Genomic DNA, 25,194 nt, shown 5'->3' with positions numbered 1-25,194 from the left:
AGTTATAACCCTAATTACGGATTATATAACCATTGTTACGGATTATGTGTATTTACAGGTTTTCTGGCTGATTCCGCAAAACCTGTAATTGAGGTCATGACATCCGTAATTTGTCTACAAAGGGATGCTATTTGAGCCTCTATCTTTGCCATCGTAAACATAAACAAGGAACGACATGAAGAAGTCATTAAGAGAATTATGTACGGCAATAGCCATATGCTTTTGCGCTACGGGAAATCTGTTCGCTACAGACAATCAATTTAATACCGATCATACAATGGACAAGAATTTGAATCTAACTAAGGAGTGGGATAAAGTATTCCCACAGAGTGACAAGGTGAGCCATAGTAAAGTTACTTTTCGTAATCGCTATGGCATTACGCTTGCCGCCGATATGTACAAACCCAAGCATGCGGATGGAAAATTGCCTGCTATCGCTATTAGCGGTCCGTTCGGTGCCGTGAAGGAACAATCCTCGGGTTTATATGCGCAGGAATTGGCGGAACGTGGATTTCTGACGATCGCTTTCGATCCGTCATATACAGGCGAGAGTGGCGGAGAGCCTCGTTATGTAGCTTCTCCCGACATCAATACGGAAGATTTCTGTGCGGCCGTCGATTTCCTTTCGACACGTGATGATGTGGATGCGGAACATATCGGTATCCTCGGTATCTGCGGATGGGGAGGCATGGCTCTTAATGCGGCGGCTATCGATACTCGTATCAAAGCGACCGTTACCTCTACGATGTACGATATGAGCCGTGTGAACGCTAATGGCTATTTTGATGCGATGGATACCGACGCACGTTATGAATTGCGCAAGCAACTCAATGAACAGCGTACCGCTGACGCAAAGTACGGCTCATATGCCCTTGCGGGAGGCTTACCCGATACGTTACCCGACGATGCGCCTCAATTCTTGAAAGACTACTACGCTTATTACAAGACGAAGCGTGGTTACCACAAGCGTTCGCTCAACTCGAATGGCGGATGGAACAAGACCTCGGCTTTATCTTTCATCAATATGCCTATACTCTCGTATAGTGACGAGATTCGTAGCGCCGTATTGATTATTCATGGAGAGAAAGCGCATTCACGTTACTTCAGCGAGGATGCTTTCAAGAAACTGAAAGGTGATAACAAGGAATTGCTAATTATACCCGGAGCGAATCATGTGGATTTGTACGATCAGATGAATGTCATTCCCTTCGATAAGATTGAACGGTTCTTTGTAGAAAACTTCAAATAATATCCATTATGCAACAGATAAAGAATATGGAATTTAGTGGTGAGCGCCCTTTGTTCGCCTCTCACGATTTACAATTAGACAATGTCGTTATTCATGCCGGGGAGTCGGCATTGAAAGAGTGTAGCAATATCATAGCCGTAGGCTGTCGTTTTGAGGGTAAATATCCGTTTTGGCACGTGGATGGCTTCACCATCAAGAATAGCCTGTTTACCGAAGGTGGACGTGCCGCGTTATGGTACTCCCAAAATCTAGTGATGACGGATACACGGGTGGAAGCCCCAAAGATGTTTCGGGAGATGGACGGTATCAGACTGGAAAACGTACAACTACCCAATGCTCAAGAAACCCTTTGGCATTGCCGGAACGTGGAATTGATAAATGTGCAAATAGATCATGCTGATTATTTATTTATGCACGGCGAGAACATTAAAATCCGGAACTACGCTCAAAATGGAAACTACTCGTTCCAGTATTGTAAGAACGTGGAAATCCGTAATGCGGTCATCAATTCGAAAGACGCTTTCTGGAATACGGAGAATGTTACCGTATACGATTCCGAGATTAACGGCGAGTACTTGGGGTGGCACTCGAAGAACCTGCGTTTGGTAAATTGCAAGATCTCGGGTACGCAGCCGCTTTGTTACGCCCACGATCTTATGATGGAGAACTGTACGATGGCAGATGATTGCGATCTAGCCTTTGAATACAGTTCCGTGCAGGCGACTATCAACAGCTCGATCCGTAGCGTGAAGAATCCCCGTACGGGAAGTATCACCGCCGAAAGTTATGGTGAGGTAATCCTCGACGAGAACATCAAGGCTCCGGGTAATTGCCAACTGAGGCTATGGAATGAACGTACTTGCTTTTCCGCATAAAGAATATGAGATATAACTTCGATGAAATAGTGCCTCGTACCGGTACGAACTCTTATAAATGGGATAGTGCCGTGGGCACGGATGTACTACCGATGTGGGTGGCCGATATGGATTTCCGTACGGCACCCGTTATTATCGAAGCTTTACGGCAACGTGTAGAACATGGTATTTTCGGTTATACCCAAGTGCCGGATGCATATTACGAAGCGGTGACAGGTTGGTTTGAACGTCGGCATGGATGGCAAATACGGAAAGAATGGATGATTTATACCTCCGGTGTTGTTCCGGCTATTTCCGCCGTTATCAAAGCGTTGACCGAGCCGGGTGATAAAGTACTGGTGCAGACTCCGGTTTATAACTGTTTTTTCTCATCCATCCGCAATAACGGATGTGAGATTATCCGCAACCCTTTGTCTTATGCCCATGATACATTCACGATTGATTATGAGGATTTGGAGAGAAAAGCCGCTGATCCGAGGGTAAAGGCCATGTTGTTGTGTAATCCTCATAATCCCGCTGGAAGGGTATGGACACGTGAGGAATTAAGTCATATCGGCGAGATATGTGTATCCGTAATGGTTTAACAGTCGTATCGGATGATATACATTGCGAACTCGTATTTCCGGAATATACTTTTACGCCGTTCGCATCTATCTCGGAAGAATTCCTACGGCATTCCGTAACATGCCTGTCACCTAGTAAGGCTTTCAATATAGCTGGATTACAGATCGCCAATATCGTGTGTTCCGATGAGAACCTACGTCGGAAGATAGACCGGGCAATCAATATCAACGAGGTATGCGATGTGAATCCTTTTGGTGTAATAGCTACCATAGCGGCCTATAATGAGGGAGAGGAATGGCTGTCGCAACTGATCGATTATTTATGGCAGAATTACTTATACATGAAAGATTTTTGCGGGAAATATCTGCTGGACTTCCCGATAACCTTGTTGGAAGGCACTTATCTAGTATGGATGGATTGCCGTAAGTTAGGTAAATCATCGGAAGAATTGGAGCACTTGCTGATCGAGAAAGCGAAGCTATGGCTCAATGCCGGAACGATGTATGGAGCAGAAGGCGAAGGTTTCATGCGTTGGAATATCGCTTGTCCACGTTCCTCGCTGATAAAGGGACTGGAACGGTTTAGGAATTTTGTAGGTAGTGGCTGTTAAAGAATAGTGATGATAGAAAACGAGAGAAGGGGAAAACAACAATTGCTTTCCCCTTCTTTCATATATCTCTCGCTAGATAAAAGATTCGTTTTACTCGATCTCGATGCTATGTTTTACCGGAGTAAGAATGAACGTGAACTCATAGTCGCCGTAAGGAATTTGATATTCCGGGAGTGCGATAGTTCCCCAGCTATTTACACAGCCCAATCCCATCTGCACCTTATCGAGACAAAGGTTTGTCAAGTCAGCTTCCTCTACTTCGGGAGAGTGTCTTTGATCCTTCCGGGCACCGTCGTCCAAAGACTCGATCGTATAATGTAAAGCGGAAGCAGAGAATGGGGCAGAGGCTACAACCTCGATACCGTTGCCAGCCTCGTTCAGCATTTTCCACCAGCGGATATCCGATTTCGTTCCATTCTCTTGCGGACGGATATACGAATAGAACTGCTCATCTACGGTCTGGCGGTAAATAGCCAAGTCAGCGTTACCCTTGCGGTCGATATAATTCTCCACGGGACCACGGCCGTAGTATTCGATATTCTCGAAAGATCTCGGCATCGGCATTTGCATACCGAAGCGGAACATGGGGGATACCTTGGCATTCTTGTCTGCTGTCATTTTCTGGGTAACCTTGATCGCACCCTTGTTATTGATCACGTACGTCAAGTTCAACTTGGCGGATACGGTCGGCATATCGTAAACGGCCTCTACGATCACTTGCTTGTTCTCCATCCGTTGGTTAAGAGAAGTCAGCTTCATTTCCGGATTCTTCCATGCGGCGTACTTCTTCTGTAGGCCAGCTCCGAAATCATTGTCTGTCGGCGCACGCCAGAAGTTAGGAGTCAAAGCCTCTCCTTCCTTGATCATGTCTTGGCCGTTTACCTCGTATTTGATCAGGTAACCATTCTCACGGTTGAATTCGGTACGGAAACCACAACCTTCCACGATCAGGTAATTGGCGTCGTTATCTTGTACGGCTGGAGCCTTGGTTTCGATATTGGTTGTTTCCACGTTTTTCAAATCCATAGATGGAGCCTTGTACGGGTTCAACGTCAGCTGATCCTTGGCCACGGTATGTCCGGCGGGTAATAAGCCCTCACGGTTCTTCAGTTTATAAGATACATTCAGCAACCATTCCGTGCATTGGCAAGTCTCGCCTAGATCCAATCGGATCGTTGATGTTTGTTGGGGAGCTACTTTCAGGTCATCGACACGTCCGCTACGAACAACCTTGCCACCTTTCAGCATTTCCCATTCCAGATAATAAGCGGAAAGGTCACGGAAGAAATTCTCGTTGTACACCTTGATCTCACCTTTCGACAGATCGCCGGGGGTTGTCCAGATATCTTGGTAATAATACCCCACCTCGTACATATGCGGGTTCGGAACACGATCCGGGCTGATCAAGCCGTTATCGCAGAAGTTATTATCGCTAGCGTCGAACTTATTGAAATCGCCGCCATAAGCATAGATCATTTTCCCGTTCTTGCCGGTCCAGCGTACGGATTGATCCACGAAGTCCCAGATGAAGCCTCCTTGATATTTCGGGTATTTACGGATCAAATCCCAATATTCCTTGAAACCACCTTGAGAGTTACCCATGGCATGGGCGTACTCACATTGTATCAAAGGCTTTTGCATGGAGTTGTCCTCGCAGTATTTAGCGCAATCCTCGTAGTTGTAATACATCGGGCAGAAGATATCTGTCTTTCCGGTCTTTCCGGCCTGCTCGTATTGTACGGCACGGCTGGGATCCTCGTTTTTGATCCAATCGTAAGCGGCCTCGAAGTTAGGACCGTATCCCGCCTCGTTACCCAAGGACCAGAAGATTATACTCGGATGGTTGAAACCACGTTGGACGTTACGTTGGTTACGTTCCAGATGCGCTTTCTTATAAGATGGGTTCTTGGCTAACGTTTCCTCGCCGTATCCCATTCCGTGAGACTCTACATTGGCCTCGGCTACGACATAGATACCGTATTTATCGCAAAGATCGTACCAGAAGTTATCATCCGGGTAGTGGCAGGTACGAACGGCGTTCAAGTTGAATTTCTTCATGATCTGTATGTCCTGTATCATGCGTTCACGTGAAACGACATAACCGCCATCGGGATCCATCTCGTGACGGTCGGCACCCTTGAAAAGAACCGGTTGCCCATTCACGAGTATCTGGGCGTTCTTTAATTCGATCTTACGGAAACCTACTTTTACAGGGATTACTTCGATTGTTTTGCCTCCCTCTTTTAAAGTAGTCCGTAAAGTATATAGATAAGGAGTCTCTGCGGTCCATTTGTGGGGAGAGGAGACTTCTATCGTCGTGCTGACCTTTCCGGAAGCGTTCAAGGATTGGGTAGCGACAGCTTTATTCTGGGCATCCAATAGTTCAAGCTCTACCGTACCTTTACCCTTCATGGTCAGGTTGACAGCCAACGAGCCATTTTGGTATTGAGCGTCCAGATCCGGAGTCACACGTATATCGGCGATCTGTTGCTTTGGGTTACGGGCGTATAAATAACAATCACGTCCGACACCGCTGTAACGGAAGAAATCTTGGTCTTCCAGATAAGTGCCATCACACCAGCGGAATACTTGGAAAGCGATCAGGTTTTTTTGTCCGGGTTTCAAGTAAGGAGTTAAGTTAAACTCCGCTTCCAGCTTGCTATCTTCGCTATAGCCTACGTACTTCCCGTTTACCCACAAATACATATTGGAGGTAACGGAGCCGAAATGGGCGATGATCTCTTTTCCGTTCCAGCCGGCAGGAACCATGATCTCACGGCGGTAGGAACCCACATGGTTATTAACGGTAGGGACCTCGGGGGGGGTGTTCTTAAATTGCTCACGCCAAGCGTAACCAACGTTTACGTAGAGAGGATCTCCATATCCGTTCAGTTCCCATACACCGGGCACAGGCATATTGTTCCATCCTTTGTCGTTGTAATCGGTCCGCCAGAAATCGGTAGGACGAGCGTCAGCGTTCTTTACCCAAAAGAATTTCCAAGGACCGTTCAAGGTCATGAAGTTCTGGGATTGTTCCTTGGCGTCCTTCGCTGCCACCTCGGCGGTCTCGTAGGCGAAGAAATTGGCGTGCATCGGGGCACGGTTTACGGCGTTGACCTCGGGATCTCGCCACTCATTCGACTGGGCTACCGCTGTGAAAGCCAAAGCGGCAAACAGTCCGGTCATAAGTTGTCTTTTCATGCTATTATATTTTTAATCTGCTTTACGGAATTGCAAAACTAAGAATAAAATTCCGGGTATGGCAATAATTCCGGCGGAAACTAACAGGGCGACATGCAAAGAATAGAAATCATTTAGCCAACCTATAAATGGGGCGATGGCAGCGAATATCAAGCGGATCACAAAGTTACGGATCGACAAGACCGTAGCCCGCATCTCCGAGAAGGTCATTTGATTAATGTAACCTTTCAAGATCGGTGTGGCGAAGCCCCGGACTATATAGAAAATGAACAAGATCGCTAATCCCCAATAAGTAAGGTTATAAGCGAGCGATATATATCCACCGATGATTACAAGTAGTATAAACGTGTTTGATTTACGCATCCCGAAATACCGCTCTACCCGATCAGAATAGAGGGCGGACAATCCCACCGTCAGATTGAGCACGGTCCAAATGACACCGTAATAGGAGGTCGGGGTTTCCAACTTCATCAATACGGGCTGCACGAACCATGCCATCGTTAATGTAGCGGCTCCGATGATACCGGAGAACATGATGTTATAGCATAGCCTACGGTTCGTAACCAAGGAATATTTCAAAATGCGGAGAATCTCGGAAACCGGGTTCTGCACCTTACTCTTAGTATTGAATTCCTGCAAGGCGAACGCTGCCGGAATGCCGATAAAGGCGACAAACGCTTGGGCGTAAAACGGCAATCGCAAGGAATAAGCGGCCAGCAATCCACCGAATATCCCGGCGATGGCCTCGGCGAAATTACCGATCATCGTGATACGTCCCTCGTACCGCAAGTAAAGTTCTTCTTTTTTATATCGTACGGTTGTATCGTAGAGCAGCGCCGAATCCGCTCCGTTTACCAAGGTTTGCCCGGTTCCCAACAGGATCTCGGCGAATAGAAATGCCGTGAAAGTGGAGGTGAAAGAATAACATAGGTACCCACCAAAGAACAGTATACAACCTAGAATCAAGCATTTCTTACGTCCCCATACGTCCGCTAGGTAGCCCGAGGGAATCTCCAAAGCGACAGCGGCGACCGAGTAGACACTCTTCAAAATAAATACGTCTTGCAATCCTAACCCATGATCCTCATAGAAAAGGACAATGATAGGCATTACGAGCGAGAACCATTTGGATAACTTGATCAGATAGAGAGCGAGTATATTTTGTTTCATATTTTTCAACGGGATTGCCCTGTCGTTTTTATTTAGACACGCGAATGTATGAATTCTTTGCCAATAGCCTGAACTTTTTTAGGAAGCTTCTGTTCTTTTTGAAAAAGGAAAAATATGGTATTCAATCAACTTGATATTCATTTACTGATTACGGCCATTTGTGTGATATCATCCGCCTTGATATGCTATACGATCGGGGTCTGGGGCGAGCGTTTCCAAGGACAGTTAAAAGCGTGGCATCTTTGGTTTTTTGTATTAGGACTTTATGCGGACGCTATTGGAACGGGCTTGATGGAGCATATCGCCCAACTGACCCATTTGCATGATACGGTACATACTGTAACGGGAATTATCGCTATTTGCTTGATGCTGATCCATGCGATCTGGGCGATTTGGACTTACTTTAAAGGTTCGTTAAAAGCCAAGCAGCATTTCAACAGATTTAGCATTGTTGTGTGGTTCATCTGGTTAATTCCTTATTGCATCGGTATCTACATGGGGATGTCTCTCCATAAATAGAGGCCATCGCTCATATATCTTGAGAAATAAATCGTACATTTGGTGATATGTTTACTATATGCCATATCCCGGAAAAAGGTTTTGCCGATAAATACGCCCGTATCACCTCGGAAGGGGTCGTGAAGTGTCTATTTAGCTTCATAATGTAAGGGATGTAGAGGATTTCCCCCCGGCGGAATATCCCGAGACCGTAAATAAGGATGAACTGGGGAACTTAGGTTTATCTCAGGAAGAGGAGACTGCGATTGTCGCTTTTTTACGAACATTGACGGATTGCATCAAATAAAAATCAGTCTTTCCAAAAACTTTCTCCAGCCCTTGATAGTTTTCTTAATAAAATAAAAAGAAGAGTTTAAACTATGGCGAAGAAAGTTGCGGACCAGTTAGTGGATACGCTGGAAAAAGCAGGCGTACGACGTATATACGCCGTGACAGGCGATAGCCTGAATGAGGTAAACGAGGCTGTTCGGAAAAACGGCAGATTGCGGTGGATTCATGTCCGTCATGAGGAGACGGGAGCTTATGCCGCTGCGGCGGAGGCTCAATTGACAGGCGAGTTGGCTTGTTGTGCAGGTAGTAGTGGCCCCGGGCATGTACATTTAATTAATGGGCTGTATGATGCCCAACGATCCGGAGCCCCGGTCTTGGCGATCGCTTCCACGATCCCTTCCCGGGAGTTTGGTACAGAATATTTCCAAGAGACAAATACGATCAAATTGTTCGATGATTGTAGCTATTATAATCAGGTAGCCACTACACCGGAACAATTTCCCCGGATGCTTCAAGGCGCTATGCAAGCGGCGATCTCATCACGTGGGGTCGGGGTGATCGGACTTCCCGGTGACTTGGCGGCAGAGAATGCTACAGCGGGTTTGTCCTCTACCTTTTCTTTTCCTACGCGACAACGGGTTTGTCCCGCCGAACAGGAAATCCGGGAATTAGCGGATTTGTTGAATAATGCGAAGAAAGTGACACTTTATTGTGGAATAGGGGCGAAAGATGCCCATTCGGAATTGGTGCAGTTGGCTAAATTACTGAATGCTCCGGTAGCCTATTCTTTCAAGGGTAAGATGGAGATCCAATACGATAATCCGAACGAGGTGGGGATGACCGGTCTATTGGGCATGCCTTCCGGCTATTATAGTATGCACGAGGCAGAGGTGTTGGTGTTGTTGGGAACCGATTTTCCATACGAGGCATTCATGCCAGAGAGCAACACGATCGTACAGGTGGATATCAATCCGAATCGTCTGGGGCGTCGTGCCAAGATACAAATGGGGCTTTGTGGCGATGTGAAGGATACTTTGGATGAGTTGATTCCGTTGATTCACCAGAAAGAAGATGATAGTTTCTTGCGGGAACAGTTGGCTAAATATGAGAAAGTTCGGGAAAATCTCCGTTCTGCCGCCACTGTCCGGGGGAAAGAAGAGAAGATACAGCCAGAGTACGTGATCTCGGTCGTAGACGAGCTTAGCTCGGACGACGCCATATTTACCGTGGATACGGGTATGACTTGTGTATGGGGTGCCCGCTATTTGCAAGCTACGGGTATGCGGAAGATGTTGGGATCATTCAATCATGGCTCGATGGCGAACGCCATGCCGCAAGCGATAGGGGCGGCATTGGCTTATCCCGGCAGGCAAGTCGTGGCGTTGTGTGGTGATGGAGGTATCTCAATGTTGTTGGGCGACCTTGCTACGATCGTGCAATACCATTTGCCGATTAAATTAATCGTGTTTAATAACCGTTCCCTAGGAATGGTAAAACTTGAGATGGAGGTGGCCGGACTGCCGGATTGGCAGACCACGATGCTGAACCCGGATTTCGCCCGGGTCGCCCTTTCAATGGGAATGGCGGGCTACAACGTGATCAACCCCGACGATGTATTCCCCACCTTGCAGAAAGTGTTTAACGCTGACGGACCGGCCTTGGTTAACATCATGACCGATCCGAACGCATTAGCGATGCCTCCCAAGATTGAGTTCTCCCAAATGCTTGGTTTTGCCCAGACCATGTATAAGTTAATGATGGAGGGGCGAAGCAAGGAGGTCTTGGATACCATCGATACGAATCTAAAACATTGGAAAGAGGTGTTTTAAACTCTCAAAAGAGCTGGATAACCGCTTTAGATTTTGCGCTTTGAATGGCAGCGTCCAATATCCGTACTACCATTAGGTTATTCTCCAACGAGGAAAGGTCCGTGGGAGGTACGTCAATCTCTTTACGGACGGCGGCTTTCAAGAAATAAAAGGAATCATTATAAGGAGCGTTCAAGGAAGGTGCTATTTCTTGGCGCTCCTTTCCGTTGGTATAAATTCGCATTTCCTTAGGTGTATCTTGGTAAATATATCCTTTGTCGCCATAGATATGCATATCTTTTCTACCCATCGGCCAACACCATGATCCCATGATCTGGACGGTCGCGGAAGGATATTCCACGATAATAGTCGCGTCATCGTCTACCTTGGGATAAAGATTCGGTTTATTCTGCCGTAGTACGGCGTATACGCTAAGAGGCTTTTCATCTTTCATGAGACGGGTGGCTAAGTTGGCTCCGTAACATCCAAAATCGATAACCGCCCCGCCGCCATTCAGCACGGGGTCGGTTAACCAGTCCGTGAACTCTTTTCCGCAGTTGATCTCGAAGGGACCTTGATGCCCGTCGTATACGTTGATACGATCGATCTTCCCGATAGCACCGCTGTCGATAAGGCGGAATGCCTCATGGTTGGTATTATACCACGTAGTCTCGTAGTTGGTAAGTAACAAGATATTTTTCTCACGGGCGAGCGATGCCATTCGGGTAGCATGTTCGTTATTGACGGCCAATGGCTTTTCTACCATAACATGTATGCCTCTCGGCGCGCAAGCCTCTACCACACGAAGATGGTCGTAGATCGGCTCGTATACGATGACCGCCTCCGGATGGGTCTTGTCCAGCATCTCGCCAAGGTCCGCATAGAACAGGTTTGGATCTAGCTTATCCCGCAGACCGTTATGTTCCCGTAAGTAATCATCTTTCTCGGCGACTCCTACAATCTTGAAATCGCCTCTATCCAAACGGCTTATCACCTCCCATAGATGTCCGTGGGATACCCCTGCCACGGCCAGTCGCAAAGGCTCTCCATCTTGCCCTTTCGCCGTGAGAGTTAAGAACGTAAATGTACATAACATAAGTAAGTAACGTGTGATCTTGTGTATATTCATGATATTATCTATATATAGTTTTTACAAAGATATACGATTATTTCTTACCTTTGCAACCCATTACTTATTCAGATTAAGGAAAACAGTATAATTTAGAAATATAAAGAAATGGCAAAAGAGCTGAAAGAACTTACACCGAGAAGTGTAAACTATTCGCAGTGGTACCAAGATTTGGTAATTAAGGCAGATTTGGCGGAGAATTCCGCCGTGCGTGGTTGTATGGTGATCAAGCCTTACGGATACGCTATCTGGGAGAAGATGCAACGTATCTTAGACGATATGTTCAAGGAAACCGGTCATGTGAACGCTTATTTCCCCTTGCTGATCCCGAAGTCTTTCTTAAGCAAAGAAGCTGAGCACGTAGAAGGGTTCGCCAAGGAGTGCGCCGTGGTTACTCACTATCGTTTGAAGACAAATCATGACGGTACGGGGGTTGTCGTAGATCCGGCAGCTAAACTGGAAGAGGAATTGATCATTCGCCCGACTTCGGAGACCATTATATGGAATACATACCGTAACTGGATTCAGTCTTACCGTGACCTGCCTATCTTGTGCAACCAATGGGCGAACGTGATGCGCTGGGAGATGCGTACTCGCTTGTTCCTTCGTACGGCTGAGTTCTTGTGGCAGGAAGGCCATACCGCTCACGCTACTCGTGAAGAAGCGGAGATAGAAGCTAAGAAGATGCAAGACGTTTATGCGAACTTCGCAGAGAATTATATGGCAATGCCGGTAATAAAGGGCGTGAAGTCTGAGAGCGAGCGTTTTGCCGGTGCTTTGGATACCTATACGATCGAGGCGATGATGCAGGATGGAAAAGCTTTGCAGGCGGGAACTTCCCATTTCTTGGGGCAGAACTTCGGTAAGGCTTTCGACGTTACTTTCATCGACAAGAACGGTAAGAGCGACTATGCTTGGGCTACTTCTTGGGGTGTTTCCACACGTTTGATCGGAGCGTTGATTATGTCTCACTCTGATGATAACGGTTTGGTATTGCCTCCACATTTGGCTCCGATACAGGTTGTGATCGTACCGATCTACCGTAGCGCTGAGCAATTGACGCAGATCAGCGAGAAGGTCGCTGGTATCGTGGCTAATTTGAAAGCGTTAGGCATTTCCGTGAAATATGATGACGCTGATAACAAGAAGCCGGGCTGGAAGTTCGCTGAGTACGAGTTAAAAGGTGTTCCCGTGCGTTTGGCTATGGGTGGTCGTGATTTGGAGAATAATACGATCGAAGTAATGCGCCGTGATACTTTGGAGAAGGAGACGATGACTTGTGATGGCATTGAGGAATACGTGAAGAATCTGTTGGAGGAAATCCAAGCGAATATCTTCAAGAAAGCGTACGATCACCGTGAGGCTAACATCATAAACGTAGATACGTATGAGGAATTTAAGGAGAAGATCGAGGATGGCGTCTTCATCATGGCCCACTGGGATGGAACCCCGGAAACAGAAGAATTGATCAAGAACGAGACGAAAGCTACGATCCGCTGTATTCCTTTAGCTGGTGATAAGACTCCGGGTAAGTGCATGGTGACAGGTAAACCGTCGGCTTGCCGGGTACTGTTCGCCAGAGCTTATTGATCGCCCCCCGGTTTCGGGGCGAGAGTGGTTATAAAAAAGGTACGCCTTACTGAATGTGTGAGGCGTACCTTTTTTTATTTAAATTGTTTTACTGTCTATTAACTCAATCCCTCAATCATGCCATCCACGATATCGATCTTTCGGGCTTGCGGCTCTTTAGGGAGCCCCGGCATACGCATGATCTCGCCCATGACGACAACGATCATCTCGGCTCCGTTATTGATGATTACATCTCGTACTTTTAGTTCGAAATCCTTGGCGACCCCATAAGCTTTCGGATCGGAAGAGAATGAATATTGAGTCTTGGCGATACAGATCGGATAATGGGAAATACCCAAGCTTTCGATCTGACGCAATTTTTTATCGGCCAAAGTCGTATAAACAATCGAAGAGGCTCCGTATATCTTCTGGGCCACTTTTTGTACCTTCGTACGGATCGGATCATTCAGATCATATGTATATTGTAAAGGAGCGGAAGGATGATTTTCGATCGTATCAACCACTAAGCGGGCAAGCTCCGTACCCCCTTCACCTCCTTCGGAGAAAACGTTATTCATGGCGAATCCAACCCCTTTTTCCTTGCAATGCTCAGCCACTAAAGCGATCTCCTCGTCCGTATCGGTAGCGAAACGGTTGAAAGTCACGATTACTTGCTGTCCGAAGCTCTTCATATTCTCAATGTGTTTATCTAAGTTAGCGAATCCGTTCTTTAATCCTTCGATATTCGGTTCCTTGATTTCTTTTTCAGGAACGCCACCATGAAGTTTTAAGCTCTGGGCAGTCGCTACGATGACTGTCAGTTTCGGTGAAAGCCCCGCTTTTCTACATTTGATATTAAAGAATTTCTCCGCGCCCAGATCAGCGCCGAAACCAGCCTCCGTAATCACATAATCTCCATAAGTAAGAGCCATTTGGGTGGCCAATATGGAATTACATCCATGGGCGATATTAGCGAAAGGACCTCCATGTACAAATGCGGGAGTATTCTCCGTTGTTTGTACTAGGTTCGGCAGTAATGCGTCTTTTAGCAATACGGTAATAGCTCCGGCTATGCCAAGATCATTTACCGTGAAAGGCTTATCTTCGTTTGTATAACCCAATAAAATATTTCCGACACGTCGTTTCAAATCCTCTATATCCGTAGCCAAGCAAAGGATCGCCATGATCTCTGAAGCGGGAGTGATGTCAAATCCGGTCTCGGTAGGGACACCGTTCACCGAGCCGCCTAGACCCGATACGATGTTACGTAAGCTACGGTCGTTTACGTCAAGAACCCGTTTCCATTTGATCTCCTTCAATCCCTCGCAAGTGTTGCGAGTCTGATAAATATAGTTATCCAATAAAGCGGTAATCATATTGTGGGCGGAAGTAACCGCATGAAAATCCCCTGTAAAATGCAAGTTGATGTTTTCCATGGGAAGCACTTGGGCATATCCACCTCCGGCAGCACCACCTTTCATGCCGAAACACGGGCCAAGAGACGGCTCACGTAAAGCGACCACCGCTTTCTTCCCTATTTTATTCAGCCCTAAAGCCAGACCGATCGAAACCGTAGTCTTTCCGATTCCCGCTTTAGTGGGAGTGATAGCGGTCACTAAAATTAAATTATGCTGGTCCATTTGCTTTTTATCGATCAAATGGATAGGAACCTTGGCAATATACCTGCCATAATTTTGTACTTCCTCACGAGGGATACCTAACGTTGTCGCAACTTCCTTAATTTTACGCAAGTCTGTTTCTCTTGCTATCTCAATGTCCGATTTCATGTGCTTTATGTAAGTTTATATAGTTTGAACAAAGTAAATCTAATTTATTATAATAACAAAATGATACGGAACAAGGTTTTCCCCCTTTATGGAATAATAAGATTGTGTTATTTTGATATTTTTGTGCGAAGATGGCGATGATCTTGCTTTTTGTGATAGCTGTTAGGCTTGAAATTGAACTTTTTGTAAAGTGAACTTTGCAAAAATCATACGTTTTGCTTGTCGCACTCTTAAAGAATTATAAAATAGTCTTTAAAATTATCCATCTATGATAATTTGATTAATTTTATGGTGTCACAACGATAAAAAGAAAGCTAAAATGGTTTGAGTGTGATAAATTGAAATAGATAAGAGATTAATAACATTAGCAATATAATATGTAAATTTAAGGTTATGTCAACAGTAAGATTTAGTCAGGTTACATTTGCTACTAAATCGTGGGTAGCAGAAGCATGGGAAAAGATGGTAGTGGAATTGTTTAGCGGCCGTGTCGTAGCGGAAGTCAAACAATTGGATGAAGTATGTGAATCAAAGTGGGAAGTAGAATTGAAGAAGCTTCAAAACGAGGTTCATTCTTTATGTCATCATGCGATCCATCAATTGCTCCCGATAGCCGGCTCTTATCAACAGGCATTACTGGATGACGTTGCCCAAGCCTATACGGTATACGCTCCGGAAGAAGCAGAGTCTATCTTCAACCGGGGAAACCAAGCGATCGAGGATATCAAGGACATGTATCGGGTATTCGCTACAACGCTTGTAAAATGCGTGAGGCGAACCGTAAAGTAAGCGAGTTGGAAGATATGCACGCAAAAGCGATCATGTATCATAATTCAGTGAAACCTTATATGGATACACTTCGTTTCCATATCGATCAGCTTAAGCATATATTGCATGTAGCGTAATAAGATGGGCTGTCCGGGTTTGGTTACTCTCCGGGCAGCCTTCTTCTTTTAGCGAGGTTGGATAATCAGTAGGGAGAAATAGGGGAAATCCTTGGAATGTATAGTGGTGATATCAGTAGTATAATATTCTTTTCCTGTTCCAACATTCTCGAAATAATGAAAAACCGCCTTATCCGCATACTGCCGGATACAAGTATGAATAGCCTCTTGGCAACCCGGTAATTTCATGATGACGATGATCATTCCATTTTCTATTTTTGCCGAAAGTTCATCGAACGACGCAGTCCCGGGGATTACGTTAATTTGCTCCTCTTGTTTTACGATATGTATCCCGGCCAAGGCACCTGCCGCTATAAATGCCGGAATTCCTGCGATTCGATCGACCGGGATTCCTGCTTCCTCGAATTTATCGTATACATATTGTATAGATGAATAAAAACCAGCGTCTCCCTCGGCGACGATCACGATTTGTTTTCCTTTCAAATATTCAGCTTGGGCATCCAGAAACAATTCGTTATAAGCGTTTAACGCATCTGTCCGTTCCTTACTCATTGGCAAAATAAACGGATGGATCAAGGATTCGTCTACCTCAATAGCTTTCAATATATCCGTCGCCCGAGATATGATTCCATGCTTGCCTTGTGTAGCAGGACAATAGATAATATCAGCCTTTTGTAATGTTTTAAGCCCTTTCAGCGTAATTAATTCCGGATCACCGGGACCTAATGAGACGAAGTGAATAGGATGATTCATGTGTATCTGTTTTTATTTGAAACGCAAAAGTCCTTAAAATTGCGGATGTATACAAATATTCTTACTACTTTTGTCGCTGTAATAGGCTCCGCTTATCTCTTTTTCCGGGAGGCGGATTAAAAGGGAACCGGGTGAGAATCCCGGACAGACCACGCTGCTGTGAACTTCTAAACATTCGGACAATACCTTGGCCACTGGTTTCGTAATCGGGAAGGCGTCCAGAATGGAAGTAAGTCAGAAGACCTGCCGGTTCATAAATAAATGTTGCTGTCCCGTGGAGCAGGACGAGAGTAACTGTCAATGATCAACTGTCAATTAAACAAGGATTATGAATAAGTTTATAGCGGGTGGATGCTTGCTTTTATCGGTATTGACTTTATCATGTACTTCAGGTATCCGTGAAAAAGGAGAAATAGGGAAGACGGCTTCCGTAGAGCAATCCGCATTCTCGCAAGAGCAGGTTAAGCCTTTATACGCCCAAGGATTCAAGCTTACCTATGCGGATCAATATGTCTTGGCTGATATTCAAGATCCTCAAAACGAGGAAAGCACCACGTTTCATTATGCGTTCGTAAAAAGAGGTTCGAAACCCACGGGGATTCCCGTTGATTATACGATGATAGAGCTTCCTATCCGAAGTGTTATCTGTATGACTTCCCTGCAATTATCGAATTTTATTAAATTGGGTGCCTTGGATAAGGTCGTTGGGATTACCAGTACACGGCATTTGTTCAATAAAGAGATGAACGAACGCCTGAAAGAAGGTAAAACCGCAAAGATCGGTATAGAGGGAAATTTCGATAACGAGGTTATCATGAGTATGAATCCTGATTTGATCCTTGTATCGCCATTCAAGCGGGGAGGCTATGAGACGCTGAAAGACGTGGGTATCCCCTTGATTCCCCATTTGGGTTATAAGGAGACTACGCCATTGGGACAAGCTGAATGGATCAAGTTCATAGGCTTGTTGTTAGGGGTAGAGAAAGAGGGCAATGAGCGTTTTGCCGCCATTGAGAAGAGGTATAATGAATTAAAGGAACTTACGGCGGATGGCAAGGTTAAAAAATGTCCGATCGTTTTTAGTGGCGAGTTACGGGGTGGAAACTGGTATGCCGTAGGAGGAAAGAGTTTCTTGGCACAGCTTTTCAAGGATGCCGGCGCTGATTATTTCTTGAAAGACGATGAGCGATCCGGTGGTGTTACATTAGACTTCGAGACGGTCTATAACCAAGCGGACGATGCTGATTTCTGGCGTATCGTGAATAGTTTCCCGGGAACGTTTAGCTATGAGGCATTGAAAGAGCAAGATCCTCGTTATGCGGATTTCCGTGCGTTCCGGGAGAAAGGGATTATCTATTGTAATATGAAGAACACGCCGTTTTATGAGAGTATGCCGACAGAACCGGAGATCGTCCTAGCGGATTTGCTTCATATCTTTCATCCGGATTTATTACCGGATCATGAGCCGGTCTATTATTCTCGACTTAAATAAGGAACGCTGATGAAACATTCAAATACCCTATGGATGCTGGCGATTGTCACGGCTATTTTTGTTCTAATCTTTTTGAATTTGGTGTTGGGGTCAGTCTCTATTCCTCTTCAATCGGTTTGGCATATTATCTGGAATTCAGGAAATGAGCCTATTACATGGCAGAATATTATCTGGAAATCCCGACTACCACAGGCATTGACAGCGTTGGTAGCGGGAGCAGGCTTATCCATCAGCGGCTTACAGATGCAAACCGTTTTCCGTAATCCATTGGCCGGACCTTCGGTCTTAGGTATCAGTTCGGGAGCGAGCATGGGTGTCGCTTTCGTGGTGTTGTTAAGCGGTAGTTTAGGGGGCGTTGCCTTGAGTAAACTTGGTTTTATGGGGGAGATCGCCTTATCGATAGCGGCCGTGATCGGTTCCTTATCCGTGATGGCGCTGATCGTGTATGTTTCCCAAAAGGTAAAAGGAAATGTCACGTTGTTGATTATCGGTGTGATGATCGGTTACGTGGCAAACGCCGTGATCGGTGTACTTAAATTCTTTAGCGTCGAGGAGGATATCCGTGCATACGTGATTTGGGGATTGGGTAGTTTCGCCCGTGTTTCCGGTAATCAGATGACGTTGTTCGTGATTCTTATGACAGTCTTGATCCCTCTCTCGTTCCTGCTTATCAAGACCATGAACTTGATGCTTCTTGGGGATAGCTACGCACGCAATTTGGGACTTAATATCAAGCGGGCCCGTTTGTTGGTTATCACCTCGGCCGGGGTCCTTACGGCGATTGTCACGGCTTATTGCGGACCTATTATCTTCTTGGGGCTAGCCGTTCCGCATTTATGCCGGGCCATATTTCAAACTTCCGACCATCGGATTTTAATGCCTGCGGTCTTATTCGCCGGTGCGGCGTTGGCGTTGATCTGTAATTTGATCGCCCGTATGCCGGGGTTCGAGGGAGCGTTACCTGTCAACTCGGTAACCGCTTTAGTAGGTGCTCCTGTAGTGGCCTCGGTATTATTTAGAAAACGAAAGAATGAATTGAACGAGTAAGATGAAACAAGATACGATTCATATTAACGGACTTTCGATCGGTTACCATTCTAAGAGTAGTACAAAGCTGGTAGCTAAAGGTATACACTCTACGATCTATAGTGGTGAATTAACCTGTTTGCTGGGTGCTAACGGGGTGGGGAAGTCTACTTTATTGCGCACGTTATCGGCTTTCCAACCTAAATTAGATGGGGAAATATTGGTCCTAGGAAAAGATATAGATGCTTATTCCGATAAGGAATTGAGCACCACGATCGGTGTCGTGCTGACCGATAAATGTGAGATCCGGAATATGTTGGTACGGGAATTGGTCGGGATGGGACGTAGCCCGTATACCGGCTTCTGGGGCAAGTTGAGCAAGGATGATAAGCGGATCGTGGAAGAATCCATCGCCCTTGTCCGCATTGAGGAACTAGCATCCCGCATGGTCCATACCTTATCGGATGGAGAACGCCAGAAAGTGATGATCGCTAAGGCGCTCGCTCAGGAGACTCCGGTTATTTACTTGGATGAACCTACCGCATTCCTTGATTTTCCTAGCAAGGTAGAGATTATGCAATTACTCCATCATCTAACCCGGAAAACGAATAAGACGATATTTATGTCCACTCACGATTTGGAACTGGCTCTCCAGATATCGGATAAGATCTGGTTAATGGACAAAGCGAATGGTATCTCTACCGGTACCCCCGAGGATTTGGCATTGAGTGGTCATTTAAGCAATTTCTTCGCCCGGAAAGGGATTGTTTTCGATAAGGATACCGGATTATTCCGTATAGATAATCAATTCTCCCGACAGATCCGCCTCGTTGGACATGGCCAGAAATACGCTATGGTGCGTAAAGCGCTCCAGCGAAACGGAATTTTGGCGAATCGGGAAGTGGAATCGAATATCTGGATTGAGACTGGCGATTTAAAGACCACCCACTTTATCATCCATGAGACTTCCGGCGGTACCTATATCACCCAAACGATAGAAGAATTACTTGCCTATTTTGATACTGAAAAATCATAACTATGAAATTTTCAATTCATAACTATGTTTTTCTTCATTCATAGTTATGAATTTTTTCCATTCAAATCCATTGTTTTAAAGTAAGCTAGCTTCGTCGGCTTTCCTGTAATTGCTTGAAAGATACGTACAACTTTAATTCCACCATTCCTGTCACTTCTACGTACAGGTGTTGGTTCAAGAAAATGGTTGGGGTTACACCTAATGAATATAGACAAAATCGAAACAATTAGACATTTAATTCAACGTCATGTAACAATATGAAGTTTGCATGTATGGATCTTTACACGGTTCTTCCGTCGGGAATCGTGCTAGCTCGTGCGTGCCTTTCCGGACAGTAAGTCCTAAATGTTAAATGAGTAGTGAGATGTAAAGAGACAAACGGTAAAAAAAACGATAATGTAAAATGAATCGAAAAATAGAAGTGATTGAGAATAAAGAAGTAGGGAGAAAAAAAATGTCTCTTTCTTACGCAGAAAGAGACAACTTTCAGAATGACGGGTAAATATCCGTTTTCGGGTGTAAAAGTAGCTCAAATTGCTGATAAAGGCAAGGAGAGTGCTTAAATCTTTTATCAAAATTAAAAAAGACAAACAATAGCGAGCCGTCAAGCGTGACGTGCCTTGTCCTATTAACATTTCCAAGGGATTGAAAAACAGCGGATAGGAGCGTTTATCCTCCTGTTGTCTCTTTCTGCGTAAGAAAGAGACAACGTGATTCAAGCAAAAAAATGTGAAATGTAGTAGTGAAAAAGCACGTGCAGTTATGGAGGAAATAGGTGTAAAATTACAAAAAGCAGTATTGATGATGATGTCAATAGTATGGGTGTTAGGAATGTCAAGTTGTGAGGATCGTCTCGATTCACCCTGCCCGTCTACGGGTGAGGGCAAGACGGTGGAGGTATCGCTATGCGTGGGATTGGCAGACTGGGAAGATGCGGCGGCATTGAGTACGAGATCTATCCACACGGAGGCTAATGAAGGCTTTGGCTTTGATGTGCGTCTGTTCTCCGGTCAAAACATGGGCACGAAGGCTATAACGGTTCCTGAAGATCCCTTGGCTACGGCCAAACCCGATAAGTTATATGGTTTGGAGATCTGGCAATACGACCGGGCGGGAAATTGCATCAATAACAGCACGCAAAACCTGGGTAATAAATCCATAGGGGAATCCTTCACCGTGCCTTTGGTAGATCCTGCGACACTGTCAACCCCCGAGACCGAATGCCAATTGCTGATCGTCGCCCGTGGATATAATGGCTCGAAAAACACGATTGAGTCCCTTAAGGGCAAGAGGCTGTCGGATATTCAGGACATGATGCTGGATTCTTCGGTAATAAACTCGATAACGACAAAGGATCAAATAAAAGTGATGCCCTATCTCTTGCTTCTCCCTCATGTCTGTATAGTGAAGGAGGGCGAGACGTATAGGATACAGAACCCGGAGGGACAGGATATCCGCGTCTTATTACGCCGTTTGGCTTCCCGGCTGACGATCACATGGGAAAACGTCTCGAAAAACACGGGATATGTCTTGAAACAAGTTATGCTTCAATCCATACCTGCCAATTACCGATTATTGCGTCATCCGGAGGACAAGGCGACATATCCCTCTTTACTGGATCAATACTCTACCTTGCAGGTTCCCGATGTAGAGGAGTCGGGCAGCTATACTTGCTGGATCCCCAGTGTGCTACGAGGCGAAAGCCCGAATGCCACGTCCCTCTATTATCGCACGAAAGCGAACGCTCCGAAAGGTAGTGTTTACGTTACGCTGGTATCACAAGATCCTGTGAATATCAAGAAAAAATTGAGTTACCGTGTCTATTTGGGAGGAAGTTCAAGTCATGATTTCAATCTGTACGACAATACGAACTATGTTTACGGGATTAAGATGTCACACTCGGAGCTTCCGGTGGATGACAAACGCATTACCATCGTGAATCCGATCGGGGCTTCCGAGAATAACAATAACTTGGTTCCCACGGCCAACTGTTTCATGATTGTTCCGGGAGGCGCCTTTTGTTTCGATCCCTATAAATATACGGTCGATGGGACGGCGGATCAAGAGAATTCCACACTGAAAGGGTGGGCTGACACGGAGGGGGGTATCACTTCCGTGGAACTTTTATGGCAGACCTTGGAAAGCGGAGATTTGGGAGATCCGGTAATGGGTATCGTAAATACCGAAGAGGATCATACGAATATTGTGGACATAAAGAGAGACGACGGTCAGGATATAACGAAGAACCCCTTGTCTGGCCAGGGGCAAGGACGGATCTATTGCCGTGTCGCCCCTAACACGACCGGAGGTAGCGGCTTGATAGCGGCGAGAAACGACAAAGGCGATATTCTCTGGAGTTGGCACGTATGGGTGACAGATTATCATCCGGACGCTACCGGGGATGCCTCGGTAGACGAGCCGGAGACAAAACGTAAGCAAAAATATACGTATGGGAATCATCCGAATCAATATCCTATCATGGATCGTAATCTGGGCGCTTTAGCCGGATATACCACGATACCCGCAGAAGAGGAGGATAGGTCGAAGGCACATGGTTTCCATTATCAATGGGGTAGAAAGGACCCTTTCCCCAGTAGTTATACTACAAAGTACGTGTCCAAAATAGAGCGTATAGATTTGACTAAACCCGTGAAAAATATATTGAATTTATATAGGCCGGATGGTGTTACTTATTATTCACGTAAGATAGTACCTTCTGCCACGACTTTTAGGGAAGCCTATAAAGACCCGTCATCTATTTATAAGCCAAGTGGCAATAACGCTGATAATCTTTCCTGGATCACGAATCTAAATGATGTAAAACAAGCTTGGGGTGGTAGTTCGGTGAAGACCGTTCACGACCCATGTCCGGCCGGCTGGCGGGTGACAAAAGTGGAGAACTATTATCCCTTATTCAATGATGTCAACCATAGCGCTACAGGTCCTAGCCTGTATTTGATGAATATGCAAAACAATGGCGAAAAGACAGATGGGGGTATCGTTGTCTATTTTGATAAAGAGCAGAGGAGGACGACCTATATCCGATATACCGGTTATTGGTATTTGAGCGATCAGTATCTTGGGATTGGTGAGAACACGTTGCTTTGGTGCCGAAACGACGTTGCAAGCAAAGCTGGCGCTAAACATTTCAGAAGAGATTATAATCTGACTGCTAAATATGGAACCTTGCCCACTTCCGGACATTTACGTGAGGCCATACCTCTTCGTTGCATCCAGGAACGGGCGAATTGATACGACGAACCATAAAGGCTCCCCCCCTTGTGCCTTGCCGTAAACGCTTGGGGAAACGTTCTTTGACATGATGAGATTAATAAGGAAAAGTGATAATCGCTGTTGTCATATAAATTGTTATATTTGTATTCACAACTCAAAATAGGGATACTTATGGAAACGAGAAGACTACCGATCGGCATCAGCGATTACAAGAAAATGATAGATGAGGGCTATTACTATGTGGATAAGACCGATTTTATCCGTCAGATAATAGAAGAAGGCGCTTTGATCACGCTTCTTCCCCGTCCGCGTCGCTTCGGCAAGACGCTGAACCTTTCGATGCTGCGGTACTTCTTCGAGAAGACGGATGGTAACGTGTTCCGTCCGTTGTTCGACGGCAAGCGTATCCGGGAGTGGAAGGATTTCGATAAGCATCAAGGTCAATACCCTGTGATCATGTTGACGTTGAAGGACTGCAAGGCGGATACGTTCGAGGATACGTTGGTCAGAATAGGCTATGAGTTGAAAAACGAGTTTACTTGCCATGCTTACTTGCTCGATTCTCCTAAGATGCGGCCTAATTACTTGGATGACTTTATGGCACTTTATGAGGGCAAGGCTTCCCGGGGACAATTAGAGGGTTCGATCCGCTTGCTATCCGAACTGTTGACGCTCCATTGGGGCATGCCCCCTCTGGTATTGCTCGATGAGTATGATACTCCGATCCATGTGGCTTTCGACAAGGGCTTTTATGATCGTATGATCGTCTTCATGCGCAACTTCATGTCGATGGTCTTCAAGGACAATACGTCTATCTTCCGGGGGGTGATCACGGGTATCCTCCGTGTAAGCAAGGAGTCGATCTTTAGCGGGCTGAACAATATCGACGTGGATACCTTGCTGGATCGTCCGATGTGTACGGCGTTTGGCTTCACGCAAGTGGATGTCGACACGCTGCTCGACTCATACTCGTTGGGTGATCAGAAGTCAGAGGTCAAGCACTGGTATAACGGTTACCTGTTTGGGAATGAGGTGGTCTATAATCCATGGTCTGTATTGAACTATATAAATAAAGGTGGTGTCTTTGCCCCTTACTGGGTGAATACGGGCTCAGACGTGTTGCTTCGTCATTTGATAGCGGAGGGCCCCTCCCAAGTACGGAAGGGAATCGAGACGCTTGTCCAAGGGGGTAGCCTGTCTAGTGTGATTAACGACAAGCTGGCTTTCCCGGACCTATTGTCTAGTGCGTCCAACATTTGGTCTTTCATGCTGTTCAGCGGCTATCTGAAAGCGTCGGAGGGGAGAATGACCGCGGATCACTTGATGTCGTACACCTTGGGGGTGCCGAACACGGAGGTTTCCACGGTTTTTTCTACGATCATCCGGGGCTGGATCAACGACGGCCCGGTGAAGAACGACCGCTTGGAGATGATGCTGCAGGCTTTGGACGAGAACGATATCGAGGCGTTCGAGGAGATCTTGAATGAGTTCGTTGTAAATACGCTCTCCTATTACGACACGAACGGCCGTGATCCGGAGAAGGTCTACCAAGCTTTCTTGTTGGGAATGCTGGTAAGTCACGGCTCGTATAAGGTGAGCAGCAACCGTGAGTCCGGTTTAGGCAGATATGACATCTTGATGTGCCCTGTTGACGTTAGCCGTCGTGGATACATCATGGAGCTGAAACGCCTTCGAATGAGCAGCACGGTCGAGACGACGTTGGATACGGCTTTGCAGCAAATAAAAGACAAGCGATACGCCGCCACGCTCCATGCGGCCGGTGTGCGTGATATTCTGGAGATGGCCATCACCTTCGATGGCAAGCGTGTGTGGGTGAAGACCTCCGAGTAAAATAACACTCCTTATCCTTATTAATCCCGTCATGCGATGATATAATTGTTGTCGCGTGCGTGAAGTTACACGGTACCCCCGTCGGGTATCGTGCGGTTTCGTGCGTGCCTTTCCGGACAGTAAGTCCGAAATGTTAAATGAGTAGT

General features: G+C 45.9%; 17 protein-coding genes, 2 pseudogenes and 1 riboswitch. Of the genes and pseudogenes, 14 read left to right on the top strand and 5 right to left on the bottom strand.

The genetic code is table 11. From position 1 onward, the window contains the following. Positions 1-175: 175 nt before the first annotated feature. From D7V92_RS04800 to D7V92_RS04790, 3 genes and pseudogenes are all read left to right on the top strand, one after another. The gene (locus D7V92_RS04800; RefSeq protein ID WP_087344547.1) at positions 176-1,249 is read left to right on the top strand and encodes an alpha/beta hydrolase; all 1,074 of its coding nucleotides are present in this window, start codon (positions 176-178) and stop codon (positions 1,247-1,249) included. An 8-nt stretch (positions 1,250-1,257) separates the two neighbouring features. Next, positions 1,258-2,124, top strand: coding sequence for a DUF3737 family protein (locus tag D7V92_RS04795; protein ID WP_005862587.1), 867 nt, complete (start codon positions 1,258-1,260; stop codon positions 2,122-2,124). A 5-nt stretch (positions 2,125-2,129) separates the two neighbouring features. Further along, positions 2,130-3,298 (top strand): annotated as a pseudogene (locus D7V92_RS04790) (MalY/PatB family protein). A gap of 90 nt (positions 3,299-3,388) precedes the next feature. On the opposite strand, the gene D7V92_RS04785 reads toward D7V92_RS04790, so the two are convergent. Next, positions 3,389-6,499 (bottom strand): glycoside hydrolase family 2 TIM barrel-domain containing protein, encoded by a 3,111-nt coding sequence (locus D7V92_RS04785; protein WP_121772399.1) that lies wholly within the window; start codon positions 6,497-6,499, stop codon positions 3,389-3,391. A 12-nt stretch (positions 6,500-6,511) separates the two neighbouring features. Next, positions 6,512-7,669 (bottom strand): MFS transporter, encoded by a 1,158-nt coding sequence (locus D7V92_RS04780; protein WP_036615868.1) that lies wholly within the window; start codon positions 7,667-7,669, stop codon positions 6,512-6,514. A 114-nt stretch (positions 7,670-7,783) separates the two neighbouring features. Between D7V92_RS04780 and D7V92_RS04775 the strand changes: the two genes are divergently transcribed. The 3 genes and pseudogenes from D7V92_RS04775 (at position 7,784) to D7V92_RS04765 (ending at position 10,287) form a co-directional block, all read left to right on the top strand. Continuing rightward, positions 7,784-8,188 (top strand): HsmA family protein, encoded by a 405-nt coding sequence (locus D7V92_RS04775; protein WP_005857157.1) that lies wholly within the window; start codon positions 7,784-7,786, stop codon positions 8,186-8,188. Positions 8,189-8,327: 139 nt separating this feature from the next. Further along, positions 8,328-8,474, top strand: a pseudogene (locus D7V92_RS04770) (cytochrome-c peroxidase); the annotation flags it as partial. Positions 8,475-8,547: 73 nt separating this feature from the next. Beyond that, a complete protein-coding gene (locus D7V92_RS04765) occupies positions 8,548-10,287 on the top strand; it encodes a thiamine pyrophosphate-dependent enzyme (protein WP_005862577.1) in 1,740 nt (579 codons plus the stop codon). 4 nt (positions 10,288-10,291) lie between these two features. Here the strand turns inward: D7V92_RS04765 and D7V92_RS04760 are convergent, their stop codons facing one another. After that, the gene (locus D7V92_RS04760) at positions 10,292-11,395 is read right to left on the bottom strand and encodes a Gfo/Idh/MocA family protein (RefSeq protein WP_005862575.1); all 1,104 of its coding nucleotides are present in this window, start codon (positions 11,393-11,395) and stop codon (positions 10,292-10,294) included. A 108-nt stretch (positions 11,396-11,503) separates the two neighbouring features. Between D7V92_RS04760 and proS the strand changes: the two genes are divergently transcribed. After that, positions 11,504-12,985, top strand: a complete 1,482-nt coding sequence (gene proS / locus D7V92_RS04755; RefSeq protein WP_121772398.1) for a proline--tRNA ligase — start codon at positions 11,504-11,506, stop codon at positions 12,983-12,985. Positions 12,986-13,083: 98 nt separating this feature from the next. Here the strand turns inward: proS and D7V92_RS04750 are convergent, their stop codons facing one another. Beyond that, positions 13,084-14,751 carry a formate--tetrahydrofolate ligase gene (locus tag D7V92_RS04750; protein ID WP_121772397.1) on the bottom strand — a complete coding sequence of 556 codons (1,668 nt, stop codon included), beginning with the start codon at positions 14,749-14,751 and terminating at the stop codon, positions 13,084-13,086. A gap of 393 nt (positions 14,752-15,144) precedes the next feature. On the opposite strand from D7V92_RS04750, the gene D7V92_RS04745 reads away from it, so the two are divergent. Both D7V92_RS04745 and D7V92_RS22415 read left to right on the top strand, forming a co-directional pair. Beyond that, on the top strand, positions 15,145-15,540 hold the full coding sequence (locus D7V92_RS04745) for a hypothetical protein (protein ID WP_233572799.1): 396 nt from the start codon (positions 15,145-15,147) through the stop codon (positions 15,538-15,540). After that, positions 15,516-15,656 carry a hypothetical protein gene (locus tag D7V92_RS22415; protein ID WP_233572798.1) on the top strand — a complete coding sequence of 47 codons (141 nt, stop codon included), beginning with the start codon at positions 15,516-15,518 and terminating at the stop codon, positions 15,654-15,656. The genes D7V92_RS04745 and D7V92_RS22415 overlap by 25 nt, the downstream gene beginning before the upstream one ends. Positions 15,657-15,704: 48 nt before the next feature. Here the strand turns inward: D7V92_RS22415 and D7V92_RS04740 are convergent, their stop codons facing one another. After that, entirely contained in the window at positions 15,705-16,409 is a 705-nt protein-coding gene (locus D7V92_RS04740; RefSeq protein WP_044546061.1) for a precorrin-2 C(20)-methyltransferase, read from the bottom strand. 66 nt (positions 16,410-16,475) lie between these two features. Further along, a riboswitch (cobalamin riboswitch) is annotated at positions 16,476-16,675 on the top strand. 62 nt (positions 16,676-16,737) lie between these two features. Between D7V92_RS04740 and D7V92_RS04735 the strand changes: the two genes are divergently transcribed. The 5 genes from D7V92_RS04735 to D7V92_RS04715 all read left to right on the top strand — a co-directional run bounded on the left by D7V92_RS04735 (position 16,738) and on the right by D7V92_RS04715 (position 25,048). Then, positions 16,738-17,901: an ABC transporter substrate-binding protein gene (locus D7V92_RS04735; RefSeq protein ID WP_008772223.1), complete on the top strand. Its 1,164-nt coding sequence runs from the start codon at positions 16,738-16,740 to the stop codon at positions 17,899-17,901. Between the two features lie 9 nt (positions 17,902-17,910). After that, complete coding sequence (locus D7V92_RS04730; RefSeq protein WP_121772396.1) at positions 17,911-18,948, top strand: iron ABC transporter permease; 1,038 nt, start codon at positions 17,911-17,913, stop codon at positions 18,946-18,948. Position 18,949: 1 nt separating this feature from the next. Next, positions 18,950-19,963, top strand: coding sequence for an ABC transporter ATP-binding protein (locus D7V92_RS04725; RefSeq protein WP_008779842.1), 1,014 nt, complete (start codon positions 18,950-18,952; stop codon positions 19,961-19,963). A gap of 801 nt (positions 19,964-20,764) precedes the next feature. Further along, complete coding sequence (locus D7V92_RS04720) at positions 20,765-23,215, top strand: DUF4906 domain-containing protein (protein WP_233572797.1); 2,451 nt, start codon at positions 20,765-20,767, stop codon at positions 23,213-23,215. A gap of 153 nt (positions 23,216-23,368) precedes the next feature. Beyond that, positions 23,369-25,048, top strand: coding sequence for an AAA family ATPase (locus D7V92_RS04715; RefSeq protein ID WP_121772395.1), 1,680 nt, complete (start codon positions 23,369-23,371; stop codon positions 25,046-25,048). Positions 25,049-25,194 lie beyond the last annotated feature (146 nt).

The sequence above is a fragment of the Parabacteroides sp. CH2-D42-20 genome, assembly GCF_003670185.1.
GTDB lineage: Bacteria > Bacteroidota > Bacteroidia > Bacteroidales > Tannerellaceae > Parabacteroides > Parabacteroides distasonis.
The sequence above is the reverse complement of the archived record's forward strand: the minus strand, read 5'-3'. Positions and strand labels throughout refer to the sequence as shown.